Annotated in this window: 12 protein-coding genes; all 12 read right to left on the reverse strand. The window is 66.5% G+C overall.

Translation table 11 applies throughout. The features are described from left to right. Positions 1-86: 86 nt before the first annotated feature. On the reverse strand, positions 87-4,583 hold the full coding sequence (locus tag C9I57_RS00725) for a YadA-like family protein (protein WP_219909843.1): 4,497 nt from the start codon (positions 4,581-4,583) through the stop codon (positions 87-89). Between the two features lie 1,246 nt (positions 4,584-5,829). Further along, on the reverse strand, positions 5,830-6,753 hold the full coding sequence (locus C9I57_RS00730) for a hypothetical protein (RefSeq protein ID WP_107148743.1): 924 nt from the start codon (positions 6,751-6,753) through the stop codon (positions 5,830-5,832). After that, the gene (locus C9I57_RS00735) at positions 6,753-8,270 is read right to left on the reverse strand and encodes a D-alanine--poly(phosphoribitol) ligase (RefSeq protein WP_107148744.1); all 1,518 of its coding nucleotides are present in this window, start codon (positions 8,268-8,270) and stop codon (positions 6,753-6,755) included. The genes C9I57_RS00730 and C9I57_RS00735 overlap by 1 nt, the downstream gene beginning before the upstream one ends. Positions 8,271-8,280: 10 nt before the next feature. Continuing rightward, the gene (locus tag C9I57_RS00740; RefSeq protein WP_107148745.1) at positions 8,281-8,517 is read right to left on the reverse strand and encodes an acyl carrier protein; all 237 of its coding nucleotides are present in this window, start codon (positions 8,515-8,517) and stop codon (positions 8,281-8,283) included. 13 nt (positions 8,518-8,530) lie between these two features. Further along, positions 8,531-10,168, reverse strand: a complete 1,638-nt coding sequence (locus C9I57_RS00745) for an MBOAT family O-acyltransferase (protein ID WP_107148746.1) — start codon at positions 10,166-10,168, stop codon at positions 8,531-8,533. Between the two features lie 9 nt (positions 10,169-10,177). Continuing rightward, complete coding sequence (locus C9I57_RS00750) at positions 10,178-11,380, reverse strand: alginate O-acetyltransferase AlgX-related protein (protein WP_107148747.1); 1,203 nt, start codon at positions 11,378-11,380, stop codon at positions 10,178-10,180. Beyond that, positions 11,380-12,423, reverse strand: coding sequence for an alginate O-acetyltransferase AlgX-related protein (locus C9I57_RS00755; RefSeq protein WP_107148748.1), 1,044 nt, complete (start codon positions 12,421-12,423; stop codon positions 11,380-11,382). Before C9I57_RS00755 ends, C9I57_RS00750 begins: the two co-directional genes overlap by 1 nt. A gap of 48 nt (positions 12,424-12,471) precedes the next feature. Continuing rightward, positions 12,472-13,236, reverse strand: coding sequence for an alginate O-acetyltransferase AlgF (locus C9I57_RS00760; protein ID WP_181321679.1), 765 nt, complete (start codon positions 13,234-13,236; stop codon positions 12,472-12,474). 58 nt (positions 13,237-13,294) lie between these two features. Next, positions 13,295-16,054 (reverse strand): NfrA family protein, encoded by a 2,760-nt coding sequence (locus C9I57_RS00765; protein WP_107148750.1) that lies wholly within the window; start codon positions 16,052-16,054, stop codon positions 13,295-13,297. After that, positions 16,051-18,225, reverse strand: coding sequence for a glycosyl transferase family protein (locus C9I57_RS00770; protein WP_107148751.1), 2,175 nt, complete (start codon positions 18,223-18,225; stop codon positions 16,051-16,053). The genes C9I57_RS00765 and C9I57_RS00770 overlap by 4 nt, the downstream gene beginning before the upstream one ends. Before the next feature lie 11 nt (positions 18,226-18,236). Next, positions 18,237-20,534, reverse strand: coding sequence for a cellulose biosynthesis cyclic di-GMP-binding regulatory protein BcsB (locus tag C9I57_RS00775; protein ID WP_258187431.1), 2,298 nt, complete (start codon positions 20,532-20,534; stop codon positions 18,237-18,239). Between the two features lie 62 nt (positions 20,535-20,596). Then, positions 20,597-21,817: a non-hydrolyzing UDP-N-acetylglucosamine 2-epimerase gene (wecB, locus tag C9I57_RS00780; protein ID WP_107148753.1), complete on the reverse strand. Its 1,221-nt coding sequence runs from the start codon at positions 21,815-21,817 to the stop codon at positions 20,597-20,599. Positions 21,818-22,111: the final 294 nt, after the last annotated feature.

The raw sequence follows: 22,111 nt of genomic DNA on the forward strand, positions 1-22,111 counted from the left end.
AATCACGTTGCGGTATGCGGGGTGATAGAAGCGCCGATGCTCATACCGCCTCCCCCTCCCCGCGTCTAGCGACAACTACAGCCCGCTCACCATTGATACCCCGCGCCGACCACCGCGCCATAGGTACTGCGCGTATTCGTCGATACGGCCGCCTTGTAGATCCAGTGGTTGTTCTCGGAGATCGTCGAAATGCCGAGCGCCTGCCCCGATTGGCCGCGGTACACACTGCCCGCGATCGCGACCATGCTCTTGCCCGGCCCCGTCGGCTGCGGCAAGCCGGCGACAGCCATCGCCGTCGCGACGCCTCCATCGGCATCGCGCCGATACGAGTCGAGGCTGTTGCGCAATCCTGCGATCTGGTTGTCCGTGTAGCTGTTGGCTTGCGATAGTGCATTGCTCAACTGCTGGACGTTGACCGCGTCGTTCGGCGCTGTACCGGCCGCGACGTTGATGACTTGACGCGTCGAGGTGCTCGAGCCCACGGCTACGACGTCCGAACGGCCTCCGTCGTTACTGCCCGCGCCGATCGCAGTCGAACTATTGCCGGTGGCCGTTGCGCCCATACCCACCGCTGTCGTGCCGCTTCCGGACGCCTGCGAGTTGTTACCGACCGCCGTACTGCTGGAACCGGAGGCGACCGCACCGGAGCCGCCTGCGGACGAGTTCGGGCCCGTCGGTGTCGCGGAAGTCGTACCGCTGCTGCTGCCGCTCGGTGATGTCGACGAGAAGCTTCCGCCGTTGTTGATCAGCGTCGTCAACTGTTGCTGAACCGCCTGCAACTGCGAAACGTTGACCGCATCGGTGGCCGCCTTGCCCGGTGCGAGACCGGTAATCTGGCGGAATCCGACGTTGACTTCACCCACCGACGAAGTGGGGCTGCTCAAGCCATATCCGATGTAATTTGAAAGCGCCCCGATCGTCGTTACCGAACCAGCGCCCAATGCGACGCTGTTCGCGAACGTGGATTGCGCGCCGGCACCCAGGGCAACGGCGTCGACGGCACTGCTGGTCGCACCGGAGCCAAGAGCGATACCGCCGGTGAATCCCGCGTTCGAATTCGCGCCTTGGGCGATCGATTGCGCGCCATTCGCGGTCGAGCCGCTGCCCAGTGCGATGGCATCCGGCTGTCCCGAATTCGCGGCTTCACCGATTGCGACACCCCCTGGCGCGACCTGGCTGACGATCGCGCCATTGCCGATGCCGATACCGTTATCGCCATTGACAACAGTCGTCGGCCCGACGGCGATAGACTGAGAACCCACCGCCAGCGAGTCGGCCAACGTGGAGTTGGCATGGAAGTACTTCGTCGGCGTCACTGCGAACGATGCAAGTGCGCCGGTAAGCTGTCTGACAGTCACCGCATCGTTTTGCTGGCTGCCGTCAGCGACGTTGGTCAATTGGCGATAGGTGCTCCCATTCACGCCGAACGAAACGGCGCCCAGCAGATTCTCGTCTGTGGTGTTGTAGCTGACCACATGGCTTCCGGCCGCAATCGTGCCGCTGCCCACAGGAACGGTGCGGTTCGACACGGAGCCCGAACCGATCGCAACGCCGTCCGCAACGGAAACAGTCGACAGAGAGCCTAGCGCGAGCGCATTGGAAAACTGTGCCTGAGCCCCGTTGCCCGCGGCGAGGCTGTCGTTTCCGGTCGCGACCGCGAGCGGACCGATCGCGACACTGTCGGTGCCGACCGCCTGACTATCGACCGCGGTCGAATTCGCGTGGAAGTACTTGATGCCCGCGCCATTCTGGATGTTGTTGACCGTGGTCGAGAGCGTCGACAGGTTCTGATTCGTCGTGTAGAGCTGAGAGCCGTTGACCGCGTCGGTGCTCCCGGAGCTCAGCGCGCCGGGCGCGACGTTGGTAATGACGTTCGGCCCGGTTCCACCGTGATCGGCGTTATAGGCGCCGGTGCCGCCGTTGGCCGTCGGGTCCCACTGCAGGGCGTTGTTTTGCGTCTGCGTCACTTGGGATTCGACCGATTGCAGCTGGCTCACGTTGACGGCGTCGGTCGCCGCGGAGCCTGCCGCCACGTTCGTGATGCGGCGCTCATTGCCCGCGGAGCCGACGGAGACTTCGCCGATCGGTGCCGTACCCGCCAAGACGCCTGTGCCCGGGTTGTAGGCCGCCTGACCGAGGTTCGCGGTTGTCGTCGCGTTCGAACCGAGTGCGACCGAATTGGCCGCCGTCGCTTGCGCGTTGTTGCCGAGCGCGACGGCATTCGCGCTGCTCGATGTCGCGCCCGAGCCCAACGCTACCCCATTTGCCCCAGAAGCCGTTGCATTCGGGCCGGCCGCGATCGAATCGGTGCCCGTGGCGCCGTTATTCGAAAAGTTGCCTTGCTGGGTGCCGCCGTCATTGACGCTGTAGTAGTGCGTCGCGCTCGCGGCCACGGCTGATGTCAACTGCGAAACGTTGACCGCATCGGTGGCCGATGTGCCGGCTGCGACGTTATGGATTTGCGTCGACGTACCGCCGGGATTCAGCGTAATGCTGTTGAAGTTCGTGACGCCGCCGGTCGTATCGTACTTGACGGCTTCGTTATTGAGTGTGTTGAACGACGTGATCAACCCGGTCAGCGACGTCGAAATGTTCGTGACCGCCTGGTTGGTCTGGAAGAGCTGCGACCCGTTGATCGCGTCCAAGCTCGAACTCGTGATCTGCCCGGCGGCGACGTTCGTCACCTGCCTCGGCGCGGTGGCCGTGCCGACGCTTACGACGCTCGTGGGATTGCCGCCCGCGAAGGTGACCGTCGTCCCGGCGATACTGCCCGTCGGCGTCGGGTTCGGCCCGGCGGTCGTCGAACCGGCGCCGAGCGCGACATCGTTGCTGTTCGTGGCCACGGCGCCGGAACCGAGAGCGACGCCATTCGTATTGCTCGCGACGGCGCTGGACCCGAGCGCGACGCCGCCTGCGCCAGCGGCGTTGGATGTGTTGCCAAGCGCGATGGAACCTTGGCCTTGCGCGTTGTTGCTGTTGCCGATCGCGACAGCGCCGTTGCCATTTGCCGTATTGTTCGAGCCCAACTGGACGGCGCCCGTGCCGATGGCCGAGCCCGGATCGCCGATCGATACCGCGCCGTTGCCGCTTGCGGTCTGACCCTCGCCGAGGGCCACGGCGCCCGTACCGCTCGTGACTCGCGAATTGTGGCCGCCTGCGATAGAGCCGGTTCCTGCCGCGGCGGCTACCGTATTCGTGTCCCCGATGGCGACCGTCGATGCAGCCAACGCCTGCGACGTGTTGCCGATTGCCGTCGATGCCGTCCCGGAGGCAACGGCGGAAAAGCCGAGCGCCTCCGCGGCTTGCGCACTGGACGTGGAAGAATGTCCCAGCGCGATGGCATTGATGCCGCTCGCCGTACTGACGGGTCCGATAGCGATCGCCATGGTGGCCGATGACTGAGAACTCGCTCCGACCGCGATCGCGTCCCCCGCAGTGCCCGCTGCATTGATGCCGACCGCCACTGTACCGGTCGTCGAAGCGGTCGCTCCCGCACCCAACGCCGTCGACGATGTGCCGCCGGCTTGCGCGGAATTACCCAACGCGACAGCGAACAGATTCGACGCAGTCGAGTTGTTGCCGAGGGCCATCGAGCTCGTGCCCGAGGCAGTCGAGAGCTGGCCTAGCGCAGCGGCATACGTTCCGCTGGCCGTCGTGTTGAATCCAAGCGCGATGGACTGTGTTCCCGAAGCTTGCGTTCCGGAGCCGGGAACGCCGGCTGTCCCGCCCGCGCCGATTGCGATCGCGGCCACCCCCTTCGCGCCGCTGTTGACGCCGATCGCGACACCGGACGATGCGTTGACCAAAGCGCCGCTCCCGACTGCGACGCCTGCCGCAACAGCGCTCGTTGCCTGGTTGCCGATGGCCACCGTACCGGAATCGCTCGCGGTCGCTTGATTGCCGAGCGCGACGGAGAAAGCACCACTGGCCTGGGATAAGTAGCCATACGCTGCCGCCTGCTGCCCGGCGGCGGTGGCGCCGCTTGCGATTGCAACGCTGTTGTTTCCCGTTGCCTTAGACGATGCCCCGACCGCCGTCGAGCTAGTGCCACTTGAAACGGAGTCCACGCCCATGCCGATGGCGCTGGTTCCGTTAGCTTGGACATCCGTACCGATGGCAATCGCCGATTCGGCGGTCGCACCTGTACCGGGAGCACTGCGCGCACCCAGGTAAATCGCGTTAGTAGCAGTGGCGATGGCTTGAAAGCCGACGGCCGTGGGGTTGATTCCCGTAGCGTTGGCGCCATAACCTACCGCGGTGGCTCCGCCTCCAGAGGCCGTGGACATGTAGCCCACGCACGAAGTGCTGCCACTATAGAAATTGTAGGGGGCGGACGAGCAGACCAGTTGGGCCTGCGATTGCGCGCTCCATCCGCCTAAGCCTGTCAACAACAGCATGGCCAGCGCGCGTAGATTGGAACCGCGCTGAATAGTAGTGTCGTGCTCGCCAGTCTGATCGCTTCGCCCGCCGCACACGGCGGCTCCGGCTCCCGTCTTCCCCTTGCCGCACGACTTGTCCAACTCCGATGCGGCGACCCAGGCGCCGAGCGCCTCGTTCCATATCGTCTTGAATGACTTGTTCATCTTTGTTCCACCTTGTTTTGCTTGCGCTTCATGTCGCATTGACGAGAGCGACGGAGCACGAAGAGAACCGACCGTGAATCGCAACGACGTGCAGCGTGTCAGCGAGCCGCTCCGCCTTCGATAGGACGAGCGAGCCCACGGGCTTCCATGCACGCGGCCTGGCCCGGTCAATTAGGACTACTAATTTTTTATGTCGATTAACCAAAAACCGAAATCAATGGTCGCGCGGCATGACATAGCGCGCGACGCGCCGCCCCCAAACGCCCAGGCAACCTCAATGCGAGTGCACCCACCCTCTCGCGTGGGAAGCGTCCTCGAAATCAGATTGCAAGGAGACGGCGGACGGACAAAACCGGGTTTTCAATCGCTCGACGCCTGGCCCGCACGACGGGCCGCTGCCGGCTTATGGCGGAGCGTTTTGACAAGCATGGGTCGCGGAAGCGACCCCAAGATGAATGGTTCGGTGGGAAGAATCCGCTTCTTCTCGTTCTAGACTTTCGCCCCAATGTTTTCCGCTGATAACGCTCATAGTTATCGTGCCCTCAGTAGTACTGCGGTGACGATTGCCCCGTGCGCGGCATCATGCGATGCACGTCGCTAAACTGCCTTATTTTTATTGACAACCTGGCCGCGGATCCGCCACCACTTCCCCGCTGCCAAACACCCCCAAACGCTTCCTCTGCGCCGAACGCCGCTGGTTTAAGCGCTCAAATTCACTTTGCAATATGCGACATCTTTTGTCCAGACGACGCGCCAGGAACAAACCGTGATTTTGCAATCCTTCACAAAGCACGGCCAATCTGACTACACGCCTTTAGGAAAATCCTTACCCCTGCGCACGAACCGCGAACCGCGAGGGGGTGCATTGTTTTGACGCTATTGCAGTTGACACCTCATCAAAACAGCCACGCCTCTCACGCTGACCATGCACTCGATAGTTATTTAGGTGTACTAAAGATGTCGACCGCCATTGCCCCCGTTGCATCAACAATTAGGCCACTGCCTCGAGGACTACAAGTTTCGCCGAAGCGCCCCGTCTCACTTGCTTTTGCCCGCAAACGTTTGCGTCAACCACGTCGGCTCGCGGCGTTCATCCTGCTCGCTCGATGCGAATTCGAGTAAGTGCTTACCCGAACTTTGCTCGAAGCCGGAACTTTTGTCTACACAAAACCTCGAGCCAGCGAGCGAGTTTGCAATTTTTTAGAATTGCCAGCCTCGCGCGCAATGTCCCCGCCGCACGCGTGCTTCAGCGCCGCGCTGCCTCTTCCAGCAGATCCCGTACGAGTTGCGCGGACACGTAATGTGGGCCGTCGAACAGGTAGACGCGGTAGCCGCGATACGCGAGCAGTTGCGGCGCCAGCTCGGCCGCGGTAGCAGGCCGGAACGCGCCTTTTTGCGCGGGGCGGAACGCTTCGGCGATGATCCGCGTGCGCTCCTTGCCGCGCCGCGCCGCCAGCGCGTCGGCATAGATGCGCGCCGTCGCGGGCCCTCGCACGCCGACGCCGCAACCGTCCTGCAGGAATATGCCGACGTCGGGCGGCAGCCAGCGCGTCAGCCAGTCGGCGAGCGCCGGCCCGCCGATGTTCGAGTTCTCGTACACGCTGATCCAAAGCGGCCGCGGCAACTGCTCGAGCAGCGGCCCGAGCGCGCGAGCGCCGGCCCATGACGGATCGACTTCGACCGGGAAGTAGTACCCGTCGATATGACCAGGCGGCAACACCGTCGCGAGTTGCTTCGACTGCGCGATCAATCGCGCGACTCGCGCGCGCGCCGTCGTCTCGTCGAAGCGCCCCGCGAGACCGACGATGATATTGCGCGCCCACGGCTCGCCGGCAATGCGTGTCCAGTCCGGCAGATGTTCCGACGTTGCGAGACCGGCCAACCGGCTCTTACGGTGTGTCGCCGTGCCCGGCAAAAACGAGAGATCGTCGACGGCCGTCCACTGCACGAGCAAGTCCGTCACGCCCAGCCGGTCCCAGTCGCCACGCGGATCGAGATGGTCGTCGTCAACTTGCCAAACGATGCCCTGCGCCAGCGCTTCCGGCTGGCCGAGCGGCCTGGACGCGCAACCTATCGGCAATGCGGCGCAGAGGCCTGCGGCGATCAGCGCGCGGCGGCGCGGCGACCCCAATTCCGAGCGTGTTTCCGAAACGATCGTCGAATCAGGCATCAGCTTGCCGCCGAACCGGATAGGCGATGACCGCTATGCTCACCTCGCTCGTTGCTCGCAGGCCGGACACTGCTACGACTCTGGTATTCCAGAGCGAGCCTTGCACGATCCGTCTTGAAGTTGACCGACACGGGCAACGACTCGCACGCAAGCAGCTCCGAAGGAATCATATAAGGCGGCAGATGCGTCGCGAGCTGCGTTTTCCAATCGCGCAGCGCTTCCGGCAATACGCCGTCGTCCCTGCCGGTGGCGATGAACGCGACGATGCGTGCGACGGTGCCGTCGGGCCTGCGCAGCGCGACGGCTGCCGCGCTCGCGACACCGTCCAGCGCGCGCAGCGCCGCGTCGATCTCCATGAGCTCGATGCGGTAACCGCCGACTTTGACTTGATCGTCGATGCGCCCGTGGCAAAAGAGCAGTCCGTCGCTCTCGACGCTGCCGAGGTCGCCGGTCCTGAAAGCGCGCATGCCATCATGCGTGAACATGCGCGTGGCGTTCAGATCGGCGCGGTTCAGATAGCCGCGCATGACGTGCGGCCCGGCAATGCAAAGCTCGCCGCCATCGACGAACACCGCACCCGAGCGGCGCGCGTATCCAATCGGCAGACGCTCAGGATGCGCGGCCAGCACGGCGTCGTCGACAACGATCCATGTCGTCGCGACCGTGGCCTCGGTCGGTCCGTAGGTGTTGATGATGCGCGCGTCCGGAAAACGCTCGCGCAGCCGCCGAGCAAGCGGAACCGGCAGGACTTCCCCGCAGAAGAGAAAGCTGCGTAGCGCCGGCAGCGCCTCCTGCGTGAATCGCGGATGGAGCAACTGCTGTTGCGCGAACGACGGTGTGGAGACCCACGTATCGACATGCTCCCTCGCGAGCAACTCGACAAACGCGGGGCCTGGCACGGCCACGGTGCGCTCGGCAAGCACGATCGTTCCGCCGAGGGCGAGCGTGGCGAATACTTCGTACATCGAAAGATCGAAGCTGAACGGCGCCTGATTCAGGAATACCGGATTCGCGCCGAGACCGAAGTCGGCCGCCATCCAATCGACGAGCGCCTCGACGCTCTCGCGCCCGATCTGCACGCCCTTCGGCTCCCCGGTCGTGCCCGAGGTGAAGAGCACGTAGGCGAGCGAGGTCTCGCGCAGCGCCGGCGTGCGCGTTGACCGGCTTGCGTCGAACGACTCGAAGGCGCCGCTGCGCGCATCGAAGTACGCGTGAGCATCGAGCGTACGCGCGATGCGATGCATGCGCTCGTCGGGATAAATGGTATCGAGCGGTACGAACGGCGCGCCGAGCAGCAGCGCGCCCGTCATCGCGACGAAGAACGCCGCTTCCTTGTGTCCGTGCACGATCACGGGTGTGTCGGCACCATAGCCTGCGGCAACCGCCGCGTCGCGCCACGCCGAGGCCTCGGCCTCGAGCTCGCGCCAGCTCAACGTGCGGTCCGCGCCGACGACGGCCGCCGCGTCCGGGCGCAGCGATGTATCGACGAAACGACTCGTAGCCAGATCGAAACGCATGGCCGCTGCTCTACCGGTTCTCAGCCACGAACGACGCGAGCGCCTGCACGGTCGCAAGGTGCTCGGCGATTTCGGTCGGCGGCACATGCACGCCGAGCACGACCTCGACGCGCAGCACGATTTCGACGGCCAACACCGAATCGACGAGCCCGGACTCGATGAGCGGCGTATCGACCTCGACCGCGCGCAGCACGACCGATTCGACGATCTCTTTCACTTCGGCGAGCAGTTCAGATGTTGAACGCATGGGGTATCCCCTTCTAGAACTGGAAATAAAGAAAGCGCACTTCGCCGTGCAACTGCGCCGCGCAGACGAAGAGCAGCGCGAACGTCACGACTGCCCAGCGCCACGACGGACGCCACGCGAGCCACGCGGGCACGTCGAGCGCGGCGCGATCGAGCGCCGGCGAAAAGCGGCCCATGAGCTGATGGGAATTCGGCGCGAACCAGGCGATCGCGAGCAGTGCAGCGATCTGCAGCGCGGGCAGCATTCGGCCCACCGTCAGCCGCAGCAATTCGAGCGCGCCGATGTCGATCGATGCATGCCTGATCGGCCATGCATCGATCGACTCGATACCGCGCAAGCCGAGCATCCCCTTCAACAGCGCCCACGCGTCGTCGATGCCGTGCGCGCGGAAGAACACGAAGGCGACGAGCACCGCGACGAACGTGACGAGGACGTTCGCGACGTGGCGCAGCCGCGCTGAGAAGCCCGTGCGAGGCACGGCGCGAGCCCCGGATGCCGCGGTTGCGGCCGGCGGCTCGGCGCGCCAGGCCCGGTACGCATGGTTGATGGTCAGATAGCCCGCGTGGAGCAGCCCGTAGATCAGATACTGCAAGCCGGCGCCATGCCAAATGCCGGCGAGACCCATCGTGTAGAACGTCGGCACCGCGACGGTCGTAGCGAAACCCGGGACCGACTGCTGGGCCGCGCGCCCCGTCGTTTGACCGCGCGCGGCACGGCGCCGGTTGATGCGCATCGCGAGCGGGTAGTAGAGGTAGGCGCTCAGATAGCGCGTGAGCGTCATATGCCAGCGCTGCCAGAAGTCAATGATGCTCGTGGCCTTGAACGGCGAATTGAAGTTGAGCGGAAAACGCACGCCGAATAGCTTGGCCAGCCCCACGGCCATATCGGAGTAGCCTGAGAAATCGAAGTAGAGCTGCATGGCATAGGCGAGGCACGTGCCCCACGCAGCCAGCGTCTGCAACGAGCCGGGCGCCGCGAAGCCCGCGTCGGCGAACGGTGCGATCGGATCGGCGAGCAGCAGCTTCTTCGCGAGCCCCATCGCGAACACCGTCGCGCCGACCGAAAAGTTTTCGGCGCGCCACCGGTATGTTTCTGGCTGCGCGAACTGCGTCATCATCTCTTTGTGATGCAGGATCGGTCCCGCGATCAAGTGCGGAAAGAACGTGACGAACTGCACGAAGCCGAGCGCATCGGGCGTCTTCACGATGCGCGCATTGCAGTCGAGCAGGTAGCCGATCTGCGTGAAGGTGAAGAACGACACGCCGAGCGGCAACGCCACGCTTTGCGCCGCAAGCGCGAGCGCACCGTGCGGCACGATGCCGGTCCATTCGATCAGGGTGCCCGCGAGCAGCGCGAGGTACTTGTATCGAACCAGCACGCCGAGATCGATCGCGATCGCGAACGCGAGCCATGCGCGTCGCGCGCGCGAGTTCGGGGCGGCGGCCATGATCGCCCGGCTCATCGCATAGTTGAACGCGATCGAGATCGCGAGCAAGCCGACGAACGCGGGGTTCCACGCACCGTAAAAGACGATCGACGCCGCGCAGAGCCAGAGAGCCGCGGCGCGCGGACGCCTCGCACCGGCGGTGTAGTAGCCCGCCAGCGCGATCGGCAGGAACAGCGTGAGGAACAGGAACGAGTTGAATAGCATCGTCGGACTTCAGTTCTTTTGGTCGCGGGGCGCGTCGGCAACACGTGCGTCCGGCGGCATCGAGAGCGCGTCTTCAGACATCTCCCAGACGACGACACGCAGGCTCTTCGGCCAGCTCGCACGCTGCATCCATTGCGCCGCCAGCGCGCGATCGAATTGGCCATCGTCGAGGCTGGTGTTCCAGACCTCGCGTCCGAGTGCCGCGCCGAGCCGCTCGGCAAAGGCGCTGCGACGCGAGAACGAGCTGCCCGCCAACAGCACCTCGGGTGGCGGGCCATCGTCGAGCAGGCCGCCGCTCGTTTGTGCGTGCATCGTTTCGGGCACCTCGAGATCGGGCGTCGGACGCCAGCCGTCGGGCACGTCGCCGAGCCCGGCCAGCTTCAGCAGATCGCCGACGCGCGGCGCCGCCGTGCGTGCGCGCTCGGTCGTGAAACGCACGTCGCCGCGCGCGCCTAAAATGGGCAGCACTTTGGCGCCGACCGCATCGGCGGCCGCTTGCGCACCCGCGGCATTCCAATGGACGTCGGTCCGATAGAACGCGGGCCGGGCCGCGCGCAGTGCGTCGAGCAGATCGACGTGCGCGACGCCGGCCGCCGCGAGCGCATTGCGCCACGCGTCGAAACGCATCGTCATCCGCGGGTCTTGCCGCAGGCCGCAGAGTGCTGCCGTCTCGACGCGCGCCTTGTCCGGCACCGTCACGACGACGAGCGCGATGCCGTCGTGGCGCAGCACCTCGGCATAACGGTGCAGCGTAGCCACGCGCGCGCTCAGCGCCGCATCGACGGGCTCGACGTTCGCGGTGGCGGCCGGCGGGCGTAACCCATCAGCATAAAAGAGCCAGCCGGGACAACCCTCGCGCACCTGCGATCCGAGATCGCCGAGCAACCGGTAGCGCATCGCGGCCTGCCATCGTCGCAGCCAAGGTGCATAGGGCACGTCGATCGCGCGATCGATCCGGTGCAGGACGCCGCCGTCACGCCAGGCGGCGCGTGACGCAAGATCGAAGGCCGGATCGTCGCGCGTCAGCCGCGCGAGCGATGCGACGGCCAGCGCGAGCCCGGCCACGAGCAACGCGACCACGCACCAGGCCATGCGCCGGTGCGCGCGCGCCTCGCCGGAGGGGCCACTGCCCCCGGCCCCGGACCGATCGGCGGGCGCCGCCTGGGCGGGGCGCTGATCGGCCGGTGCCGCGCGATCGAGCGTGGTGCTCATCAGGCGAGCGCCTTCTCGACGCGTGCAAGCCAGTCGCCGTCGGGCTGGATCGACTTCGCATCCCATTGGCCCGTCGCGCCAGGGCCAAACATCATTTGCCCCTCGTTGAACTGCCAGACTATCGCCTTCGGCGTGTTTTGCTTGAAGTCGGCCGACTCGAGGTAATCGACGAGCGTCTTCCACGGTCCTGTATCGCCGAACGTCCAAGTGAGTCCGACCGGCAGCGCGAGCACGTTCGAGAGCTTCTGCGGAAAGCCCAGATACGGCTGCACCATGCTGTTGCCGACCACGTGCACGATGGGCGCCGCGCCCGCGAGCAGTCCGCCCTCGGCCTGCTCCTGGCGAACGATGAACCGGTCCTTGCCGATCGCGCGCTTGCGCTCCGGCGGCAGAAGCGTGGCGAGGTCGCCGTAATTGACCTCTTCGGTCCAATCGCCGAGCGGCGTGCCGTCGCCGTGCGCGCCATCGAGCGCCTTGCTCGCGCGCAGGCGCTCGGCTGTCGCATCGGCGAAGGCCTCCGACGTATGGGCGGACCAGTGGTAGTCGGCACGGATGTACGTGCTGTCCGCACTTGTGTCCACGGCCTTGAGCGCCGCCTCGCCGTCCACCATGTCGAGCTTGATTTCCGCCGCATGAGCAAAGAGCGCCGCGTAGCGCTTCATGACCGCATCGGATACGGCCTGTCCGTCAGGCAGCTTGTCGGCGCTCGCACGCGCCTTGAGCGGCGCGATCACCGCCGTGCAATGGATCCCGCGCGCGGCCATTTTGTCGGCCACCTTGCCGATCAGGTCGACGATGCGCAGGCAAGCGGGCGTCTCGTCTTCGACGAAGCTCTCCCAGCCCGGAAAGAGCCATCGATCGCGGCCTTCGATGACGGCCTGCTGCGCCGCGCGCGCCGTGCGCGGCATGAGCGGCAGGCTCGCGAGCGGCAGGGCCGCGAACGCGAGCAAGAGACGGCGCCGCCGCGCGTCATGAGTGCTATCGAGGGTGCCGGGTTGACGTATCGTCGTCGGTTTCATGTCGATGGTGGCGTTAGTCTGCATTCGAAATTCGGGTGGCCCGCCGGGGCGGCGCCATGTGTGCGGCGTGCGTCAATTCGCGGGCGCGGGCCAGGCCAGCTCGTCGCGAGTGCCGCTCAGTACCGGCTTCGCCGCGGAGCCCGAGAGGATCAGCGTGTAGCTGTCGCCCGCCGCGAGTTTCGGCAGTGCGAACGCCGCCGTCGACGCCGGACCGCATTGCCCGACGAGATTCGCGGTGACAGGGTTGATCGTGCGCTCCGCCGCCTCGGTGGCGGGGACGTTCGCGAACACGGCCGCATGGCTGCCGTCGACGATCACTTTGCCGTCGCACCCGCCCGCGAAGTTGAGGACGCGCAACGTCGCACGCAATGCGTCGGTACGTGCGTAGGGCATCGCGATCCGCTGCGTGTGCCAGCCGTCGGCGTCGCGCGTGAGCGCAACCGTGATGACGATCCCGGCCGTCGCGTTCGTCGCCGCGGGCGCATCGGCCGGCGCCTTGGCGCTCGGCTCGGGCGCGAAGTCCTTGCCGTCGACGGCCACGCGCAACGGCGTACCCGCCGTGACGACGCTCAGCTTCGTCGCCGCGCCCGCTGCGAGGACGCCAGCGCGCGCGCTGCCCGGCAGCGCGACGCGCACCGCCTGCCCCGACAGGTTGACGACGCGCAGATAGGTGGCATCGGCTGGCGGCTGCGGACCGTAGAGATTCGCCACGTCTTGTGCGGCGGCACGCGCCGCGTTCGGCGCGACGATCGCGCCAAGCGCGATGGCAGCCGCGCAACATGCGAGGCTCAGGCTCAAATTCGATTGCTTCATCTTCATCTTGCGTTCGTTCGTCATTGCTTCGTCGTACTGCATAGGCGGACCACGCGGCGCCGCACGCACCGTCGCCCACCCATCAGTAAGAAAACACCGTTTCGAAAAACACCCCGCGCGCACGATCGTCACCTGCCAACCTGAGCCGGTATTGCAGCGAGAGATCGACATACGAGCGCGGCGCATCGTACTTGCTGTCGCGGAATACATAGCGCGTCGACACGCCGAGCCCTGCGCCGAGCGGGATGCTGCGGTCGATGCTCGAGTCGTAGTCGGCGCCGATCACGGCATAGGGGAACACCGTCCAGCGTGGCGTGACGCGGTCGATCCGGAACGTGCGCCCTGCTTCGAGGCTCGCCGTCGCGTACGTCGAGCCCGCGTTGACGAAGTGCCCCGCTTCGGCGTAGCCCTGGACCGTCCACCAGGACGGCACGTCGATGCGCCGCTCGGTGCCGATGCCGCCCGAGTAGCCGATCCGCGCAAGCCAGTCGCCCTGCGCCCGCGAGCCGATCGCGACGATCCGCTCGAATGCGACGATCGCATCGAGATCCGCGAACGGCTTCGCACGGGCGCCGAACGCCGCCTCGAGCGTGCTCGCGCCGCTCGCATCCCCGCCCTTCACGCCGAAGCTTTCGTCGCCGCGCGCATAGACTTCGAAAAGCCGGTCGCCGAGACTGCCGAACGGCCGCCAGTATGCCTCGACACCCGCCTGCCAGTTGTTCGAGATCGTCGGCGACGGCGTCGCCGTGAAACCGGACTGCAGCCCGGCGCTACGGTAGCCGAGCGATGCTTCGAAGCCCCACTTGCGCGTCGCCTCCGCGTGCGCGCTGCGCAGATCCTCGACTTGCTGGCGCGCCGCCGGCGAACTCGTCTTCGCGCCCGACGACGCGTCGATCGCACGCTCGAAATAGCGCGCCGCGTCGGCATCGCGGTCCGCCGCGAGGCCGGCGTAGCCCGCGTCGGCGAACTCGTCGGCCGACAGCTTGCCGCCGGTCGCCGCGCGTCGGAAATCGCGCACGGCGCGCTTGTCGTCGCCGGCGCGCAGCGCAACGTAGGCGGCCGAAATCGGCGTAAGCGCGTCGAGCATGCCGTCGCGGACCATCGCGCGCGCCTCGGCACTGGCCTCCTTCGTCTCGCCTGCATCGTCGAGCGCATCGACGAGCTCCATGCGATGCAACGCGCTCGTCGGCGCGGCCGCGACTGCTTCCCGCGCAAAGCGCACGGCGCCCTTCTTGTCGCCGCGCTCGGCAGCCCGCTCGGACGCGCGTGCCGCCGCGAATCCCGGATCCGCCGGCGACGGATCGCAGCCGGCACCGAACTCGTCGACATCGCATTCGACGGACGGGCGCGCATTCGCGGCCACCTGCGCGGCGAGCGTTTGCGCATCGACCGGGCTCGCCGGCGAAGCAGTGGAAGCAGAAGTAACGTGCGAAGCAGCAGAAGCGCCCGCCGTGATCGAAGCAGCCGAAGCGTCCGAGGCCGTCGAAGCAGCCGCCGGTCCCGATGCCGCGGCACCCGCCGACGTGCGTCCGGCCGCGGCGATACGCCGCCGCGCGCGATCGATCCGCTCGACGATCAGCGCATCGCTATCGTCCCCGGTCGGGCGCAGGGCCGTGAGCTTCTCGAGCGCGCGCTGCGGACGGCCCTCCTCGATCCAGATGTCGGCCGCGATCGCGCGCGCGGCGTTCTGACTCGCGTGCGTGGCGTCGCTATCGTGGAAGACTTGGTCGAGGTCCGGCTCGGCCGCGTCGAACCGCTGCTGCGCTGCTCGTGCGTATGCGCGGAAGACATACGGCATCAATTCGGTGTTGTCGTAGACGATGGCGTCGCTCGCCGCCGCCTCGAGCGCCGGCCACTCGCGCTGGGCCGCGAGCACGTCGAAGAGCTCGATCCGATAATCGATCGCGTCGGGCGCATAGTCGACCGCATCGCGCGCCGCGCGCTCCGCGAGCGCAAAGTCACCCTTTTCCCGCGCGTCGTACGCATCGACGGACGCCTTCAGCGAAAGCCGCGAACCGACGAACAGACGCCGCAGCCGCAGATCTTCGTTGTCGCCGAGGTGCTTTACCGCGTCGACGTTGGCGTCCCACGCGAGCTTATCGTCGCCGGCGGCGCCGGCCGCGTCGATCAGCAGCAGACGCAGGCGCAGCACATCGGGACGCAGCGCGATTGCCTCTTGCGCATACTTGACCGCGCTGGGGAAGTCCTTAGCGTTGTACGCCTTGTAGGCCTGCTGCGCGGCGCTATAGGCGGCGCCGCTCAATCGGTCGGGATCGGTCGCTTGCTTCGCATTACCTGCACGCGCGACGGCGCGCGTCGATACGCTGAGCGCGTCGATCTGCCGGCGTCGCGACACGAGCGCGCGGTCCGCGCCAAGTTGCGCGATGGCCTCGCGCAGCGACCGGCTTGCTTCGCCATAGCGGCGCTGCGCGGCAAGCACGTTGGCAAGCAAGAGGCGCAGCGATACGACATCGGGCCGCTGGCGGATCGCTTCGCGCGCGCGTGCAAGCGCGAGCTTGTAGTCGCCTCGCCCATAGGCGGTATAGGCTTGCTGCGCAACACGGTAGGCGGCGCCTTCGAGCGGCAACGTGATGCGCTCGACGCCCACCGCTTGCGGCGCATGGGTGGCAGGTTGCGCGAGCGCCGCACCACTCGCGCACGACAGGCCCGCTGCCAACGCGAAGGCCAGCGCCGCTCGCGTGACGGTCCCGCTGGGCATCGACGACGGATGGGTGTTTCGCCGGAACGGGAACGCCGGGTCGCCCGCGCGCAACACTCGGCCAGTGTTTGCCGCGATCGAGCGCGTCAGCCCCGTGCGTCGTTTGAGAATCGATTCGATCATTGGGATGCCGCCAATGCGCTCTGCAGACGGCGCTGTTCCTGGATGACGTTCTCGAGCGCGTCGCGCGAGATCACGTCGCACGCCACCATGTAGTCGCCGATGCGACCGTGCTCTTCGGGACGGTAGTGCTGCATGGCGGTTTCGAAAGCCTCACGACTCACATGGCCGTGCTCGATGAGCAGATCGCCGAGGAGCGGCACGCCGCGCGTCGGCACCGGCGCGACGCCATCGTCTCCGGCCGTCCCGTCGGACACGGGCGCCATCGTGGCGACGCCGCGCAGCGCACGCAATCCTGCTGCAATCTCCCCTTCGCGGACGATGTGTTGCGTGACGCTGCCCCGGACGCTTGCGCCGATTTCCATGAGTACGGCCTCGGCGATAGGGCTTGCAGTCAAGAGCACCGTATGTTCCCCCGACGGGTCCGACTCATCGGCTTGCGGCAACACACGATGGCGCACGATCGTATCGAGCGGCAAACGCTCGGCATCGAGCGACAACCGCGCGATGTTCAGTCTGCCGCGAGGTAAGTCGGCCTGAAACGCAATCGCTTCGGCGAGCGTTTCTTCGTCGAGCCAGCCCTTGGCCATCAGCACGCGCCCAAGGGGTGCTTCGCGCGCGTGGCTTTCGCCGAGTGCCTGCTCGAGCCGCTCGGAGTCGATCGCCTGCCACGACAGCAGCAATTCCCCGAGCCGCTGACGGCGGCCGCCCGTCAGGCCGTCCGCCGACGGAAAGTCGTGCATCGTCTTGTCCCAGGCGAGCCGCTTGCCGGTAACGAGGTGCGAGAGAAAGAGCCGCCAGGCACGGGATACCGCGAGGAAGTTGATGAAATTGGCGACCACCATGCGCGGGATCGACATCAAGCCGTGCTCCCAGCCGTAGAGCCGCGTGACGAAGTAGACGCGCTGGACCACACGCAGGATCACCGCGACGCCGTTGAGCCAGAGCACGGTCTGCATCCATCGGGAATCGACGAACGGCGAGCGCGGCAGATCGGGCGCCAGTCCCATCGCGCCCGCGGCCATGAAGATCAGAAACTGAATCAACAACACGTACGCGGCGATGCTGACGAACGCGGCCACGATTCCCTTGCGATCGCGGAACAGCAGATAGCGGTTCGCGAGCGAACCGGACCAGCCCGTGAGCTTCCAGCCTTGAAGGCCGATGCCCAGCGCCCAGCGGGCGCGCTGCCGATATGAAGTGCGCAATGTGTCGGGAAAGAATTCGCGGACGCAAAGCGGCATGGTGATCGTCACCTCGCGCGACTTGCCGAGCCCGAACCACGTCGTGCGGCGCGAGCGGAACTGCACCGGAAAGCGCGCGAAGATCGACTGCATGCCGAGTTTGCGCAGGCGCGCGCCGATGTCGTAATCCTCCGTGAGGCTGTCCGTATTGAATGGCTGGTTTTGCGTCGCGGCGGCGAGCGCCAGCAGCGCGCGCCGCGAAAAACAGGTGCCGACGCCCGCCGAGGGCACGGCGCCCGCGAGACTCTCGCGCACGACGAGATCCTTCGCATGCCATTCGGCGAACTCGTCCATGTAGGTGCCGGCCACGAGTTCGTACCAATGCCGCTCGAGCGATGCCACCGGCAGCTGGATCATGTCCTTGCGCGGCAGCAGGTAGTTGAAAAACTTCAACTCGAGCGGATGCAGCACGTCTTCGCTGTCGTGAAGGACGACCCCCGCGAACTCGATCCCTGCTTCACGCTCGTATTTGAAGATCGCTTGAATCACCCAGTTCAGGCAATCGGCCTTGCAGGTGGGGCCGTCGTGCGGCACCTCGACGCGACGCAACTGACGGTAGCGGCGCCGCATGCGCTCCACTTCCGCGATCGTGCGCGCATCGTTGCGGTACGTGCCGACGAACACGATGTAGTTGCGATAGTCGAGCACGCGCACCATATCCTCGATCATCGCCGCGATGACGTCGTACTCGAGCCAGGCGGGCACCATGATCGCCACCGGCTGTTCCGCGCGCGCATGGAGCTGCTCGACCGTCAGCGGCCGATACACGCGCTTGATCGTCGCCGTGCGCCACGCTTCGCGGACCCAGTACCACAGGTCCACGAAGAGATCGTCGGCGCTCGAAAGCAGGATCAGCACCGCAACGAAGCAGGCGCACGAACGCAGCCAGTCGTAGTACTGCGCAGCGTAGTAGCCGGCGTAGAGATCCATGGCGTCCAAGCTCACTCGCCCGCCCGGTTGCGCTCCTTGCTCCGGCGCACGAACGAAGCCAGCAGGAGCAATACGGCGAAGGCGGCTACGATCGCGGCCGGCACGACCCACATGAGCCACTGCTGCGTCCACGGGGTCGCGGCGCTGCCTTCGGGCAGCGAGCCCGCGTGCACGGTATCGAGCTGCCGCAGCACGCCGCTGCTGTCGATCACCGCGACGTCGCCGCGCGCAAGCTGAAACGAGGTCGGCAGAACCGGGGCATGCGTGCCGACGCTGCGATAAACCACGCCCGCCGTGCCGCCCGCATGTTCCACATCGAGAACGCCGATGCCCGTCAGCTTCGCGACACCGCCGACGTCGTAAAGCGGCGCCTCGTCGGGACCGAGGATCGAGAGCCCATCGTTGGCGACGCGCACGTGCGACTTGGCACCGGCAAGCGGCACGTCGATCGCGAAGAAGGGTCCGGCCGGCGTCGCATCCTGGCCGTCGGGCGTCACGGTGAGCACGGCGCGCTGCGGGGCGACACCGACCGCGTCCGCGAGGCGCGCGACCCGCCGCAGTGTCGCGGGCGCGTCGGCGAGATACGACGCGGGCACCATGATGTTGGCGCTCTGCGCGAAGCGCGCCACCATGCCGGTGAAACTGTCGTCGCCGTCGCCGCGCGCGAGCGTCAGATGGCTGCTCGGCAGCACGGCGACCGGGTACCCGAGCCGGGTCGTGCAGCCGCCGTCGGGCGGACGCTTGAACGTCACGCGCAGCACGTTGCGCGCGGCCAGCGCGTAGGGCGGAATGGCGGCTACGACGCGTTGCGTGCGGCCGTTCGCATCGAGCAGCTTCGCGCCGATCAGCACGTCGTTGAAATAGATGGATGCGACCGGTCGATTGCCGGAGCTGTTCGGCGCGGCGGCCAGATCGAGCACGACGTCCTTGGGCAAACGTCCGGCGCTCGCAACGGCGCCCGTATCGAAGGCCGCGCTCCACGACGCCTCGCCTCGAACGTCGACCGAGCGCGGCTCGCCGCCCAGCGCCGCGAGCGCCACGACGTCGGCCTTGCCGTTCGCCCCGCTCTCGATATCGTGCACGACGAGCTGGTCCGACACATCGACCGGACGCCATGCTTGCGCGAGCACGTCGATCGCCTTGCTGTCGCTTACGACGATCGCCGCCTGCCCGCCGAAATGCACGAGCCGCGTTTCCCCCGCCGCCAGCGGCGTCGCAAGCGGCGCCAGCGCTCGCTTGCGCCACGCGTCGAGCGCGTCGGCATCCTCGCGAGAGACGCTTTGGGCCTGCGCTTGCAATGCATCGAGCGATGCGTTGAGCGCCGCGCGCAGCGCATCGTCGGCGACGATCAGGTTGGCGGACCATACGCGCTCGGGCGCGAGTGCGATCAAGGCGCCGATTTCCGCATCGCTCGCGAGCCGGTGGTTTCCGCCTGCCGCGAGCGCGGCGAAAGCGGGCAATACGCGCAGCGCGGCAGGCACGTTGAGCGTGCCGAGGTCGATCGTGTCGCCGACCTTCGGCCAGGCATGGATCGAGACTTCGCGCCCGTCGCGCTGCATCAGCGCGGCGGCGCGCCAAGCGGCATCGTAGCTCGGCGCACCCACGCGCTGCGCCGCGATGACGATCGACGGCGTTTGCGGCAACGCCGTCAACGCCGTGCGCAGATCTTTCACATCGTTCGTGTCGTAGCGATACGTGAGGCGCGTGGTAGGCGCGACGCGCAGCACATTGCCGATCGCGGTCTGGTCCGCGCATACCGCGTTATCGATCACCGACGACCACGTGAACGCGACGCGGACAAATCCGCTCGCACGCGGATCGCCGCTCACGCCGAGCGCGGCGGCCGCGTCGCCGCTCGGCTGCGTGAAGCCGCGGGCGAGCACGGGCGTGCCGTCGAGCGAGACCAGCATCGTCGTTCGACCGCCGTCGGCGCGGAGATAGTCGGCATCGACGTGCAATTCGGCGCCGTCGAGCGGCACGCCGGCGGGGACCGGCAAATAGTATTCGCGGATCGATTGCGGCGCGTCGAGCAGGACCGTGTCGCGCACGCCGAGGCGGCTCAACACGACGGTGCGCGTTGTCACGCTGTTGCCCGGGTTGGCGAGCGCCTGCGCGAAGTCTCCCATGCGCGCGGGCGCCTCGACGGCGGAGGCCGCCGCGGGTGTGGCCGGTTGCGCCGCCGCGCCGCTGCCCACAGCCGCGAGCGAGCAGCCTAGCAGCCACGAAGCGGCGACGGTCAGGCGACGGGAAACCGGGTAACGGCGTATACCTGGCGCACGATCGGCGCACGATGCGAGAGCTGGATTCACGATGGTCTGGTGTCGAAAAGGGCAACGGGACCGAGCGCGCACGGGTGCGCGCGGCGGCGTGTTCAGGGCAATTCGGCGTCGGCGTGCGCGGCGAGCTCGGAGCGCGCGGATTGCGCGCACACGGCCGCAGCTACCACTGGCATGGCGTCGCTCCCGAACTCGTCGTAGGGTCGGCCGGCCAGCACGGCCGCGATCCGCTCGGATGCCCGGCCATCGCCATACGGATTGCGCGGCAACGCGGCGCGCGAATCGCCGAGCTGTTCGACGCAGGCCAGCACCGCGTCATGGATGCCACGACGACTGGTGCCGACGAGGCGCACAGTGCCGGCCTCCACCGCCTCCGGGCGCTCGGTCACGTCGCGCATCACGAGCACCGGCTTGCCGAGAGCCGGCGCCTCCTCCTGCACGCCGCCCGAGTCGGTCAGGATGATGGCTGCGCGCTGCATGAGCCTGACGAAGCCGAGATAATCGAGCGGTTCGATGAGGTGGACGTTGGGCACGCCGCCGAGCGTCTCTTGCACCGGGCCGCGCACGTTCGGATTGAGGTGGACGGGGTAGACGATCTGCACGCGCCTGGTACGGGCCAGGTCGTTGAGCGCTTCGCAGATGCGGGCAAAGCCGTCACCGAAGCTCTCCCGGCGGTGCCCCGTGACCAACAGCAAAGGCAACGTATCGTCGAGCGTCGGCAATTCAGCATCGAGTCGGCCGCGCAGCGCCGCATCGCCGTCGATGCGCGCAGCGGTCGCCAGCAGCGCGTCGATCACCGTGTTTCCCGTCACGATGATCTTGCCTTGCAGCCGCTCGGCCGCGAGGTTCGCCTTCGAGCGTGCGGTCGGGGCAAACATCAGGTCGCTCATGACGTCCACGACGCGGCGATTCATTTCCTCGGGCCAGGGCTGCCGCATATTGCCCGTGCGCAACCCGGCTTCGACATGTCCGACCGGAATGCCGCGATGGAAAGCCGCGAGCGCGGCGGCAGCGGCTGTCGTCGTGTCGCCGTGGACGAGTACACGATCGGGATTTTCGGCGACGAGTACTTCGTCGAGCGCGGCGACGAGGCGGGAAGTCAGGCCGTTGAGCGTCTGGTCCGCTTTCATCAGCGCAAGGTCGTAGCTCGGCACGAGACCGAAGAGGTCGAGCACCTGACTGAGCATCGAGCCGTGTTGCCCCGTCACGCAGACGATCGATTCGATCCCCGTTTCCAGTTCCAGCTGCATGACGAGCGGAGCCATTTTGATGGCTTCCGGGCGTGTACCAAATATCGACAAAATTCGAGCGGCCATAATCTTGGTTTTGTTAACGTTCCGTTAACGCTTTTTCGCCTCCAAGGCAAAGCCCCGCAGAAACGATAAAACGCTTTGACGCTAGACGAATGCCCGATGCGGACAGCTTCGACAGGTGCCTCGACGGTCGATGCCGCTGGAATGGTCTCCTGAAGGCGCGCCTGTTGTGGCAGCGCTTCCCCGAGCGGACCGCATTATAAACAGATTGATCCGCCGCATAGTCAAATTTTGTCAATTTGACCTTGAAAAAAATGGTGCTCAATTCGTTAATCGTTTGCGCCGTCAATTCGCAAA

Source organism: Trinickia symbiotica (genome assembly GCF_003028655.1).
GTDB classification, from domain to species: Bacteria; Pseudomonadota; Gammaproteobacteria; order Burkholderiales; family Burkholderiaceae; genus Trinickia; species Trinickia symbiotica_A.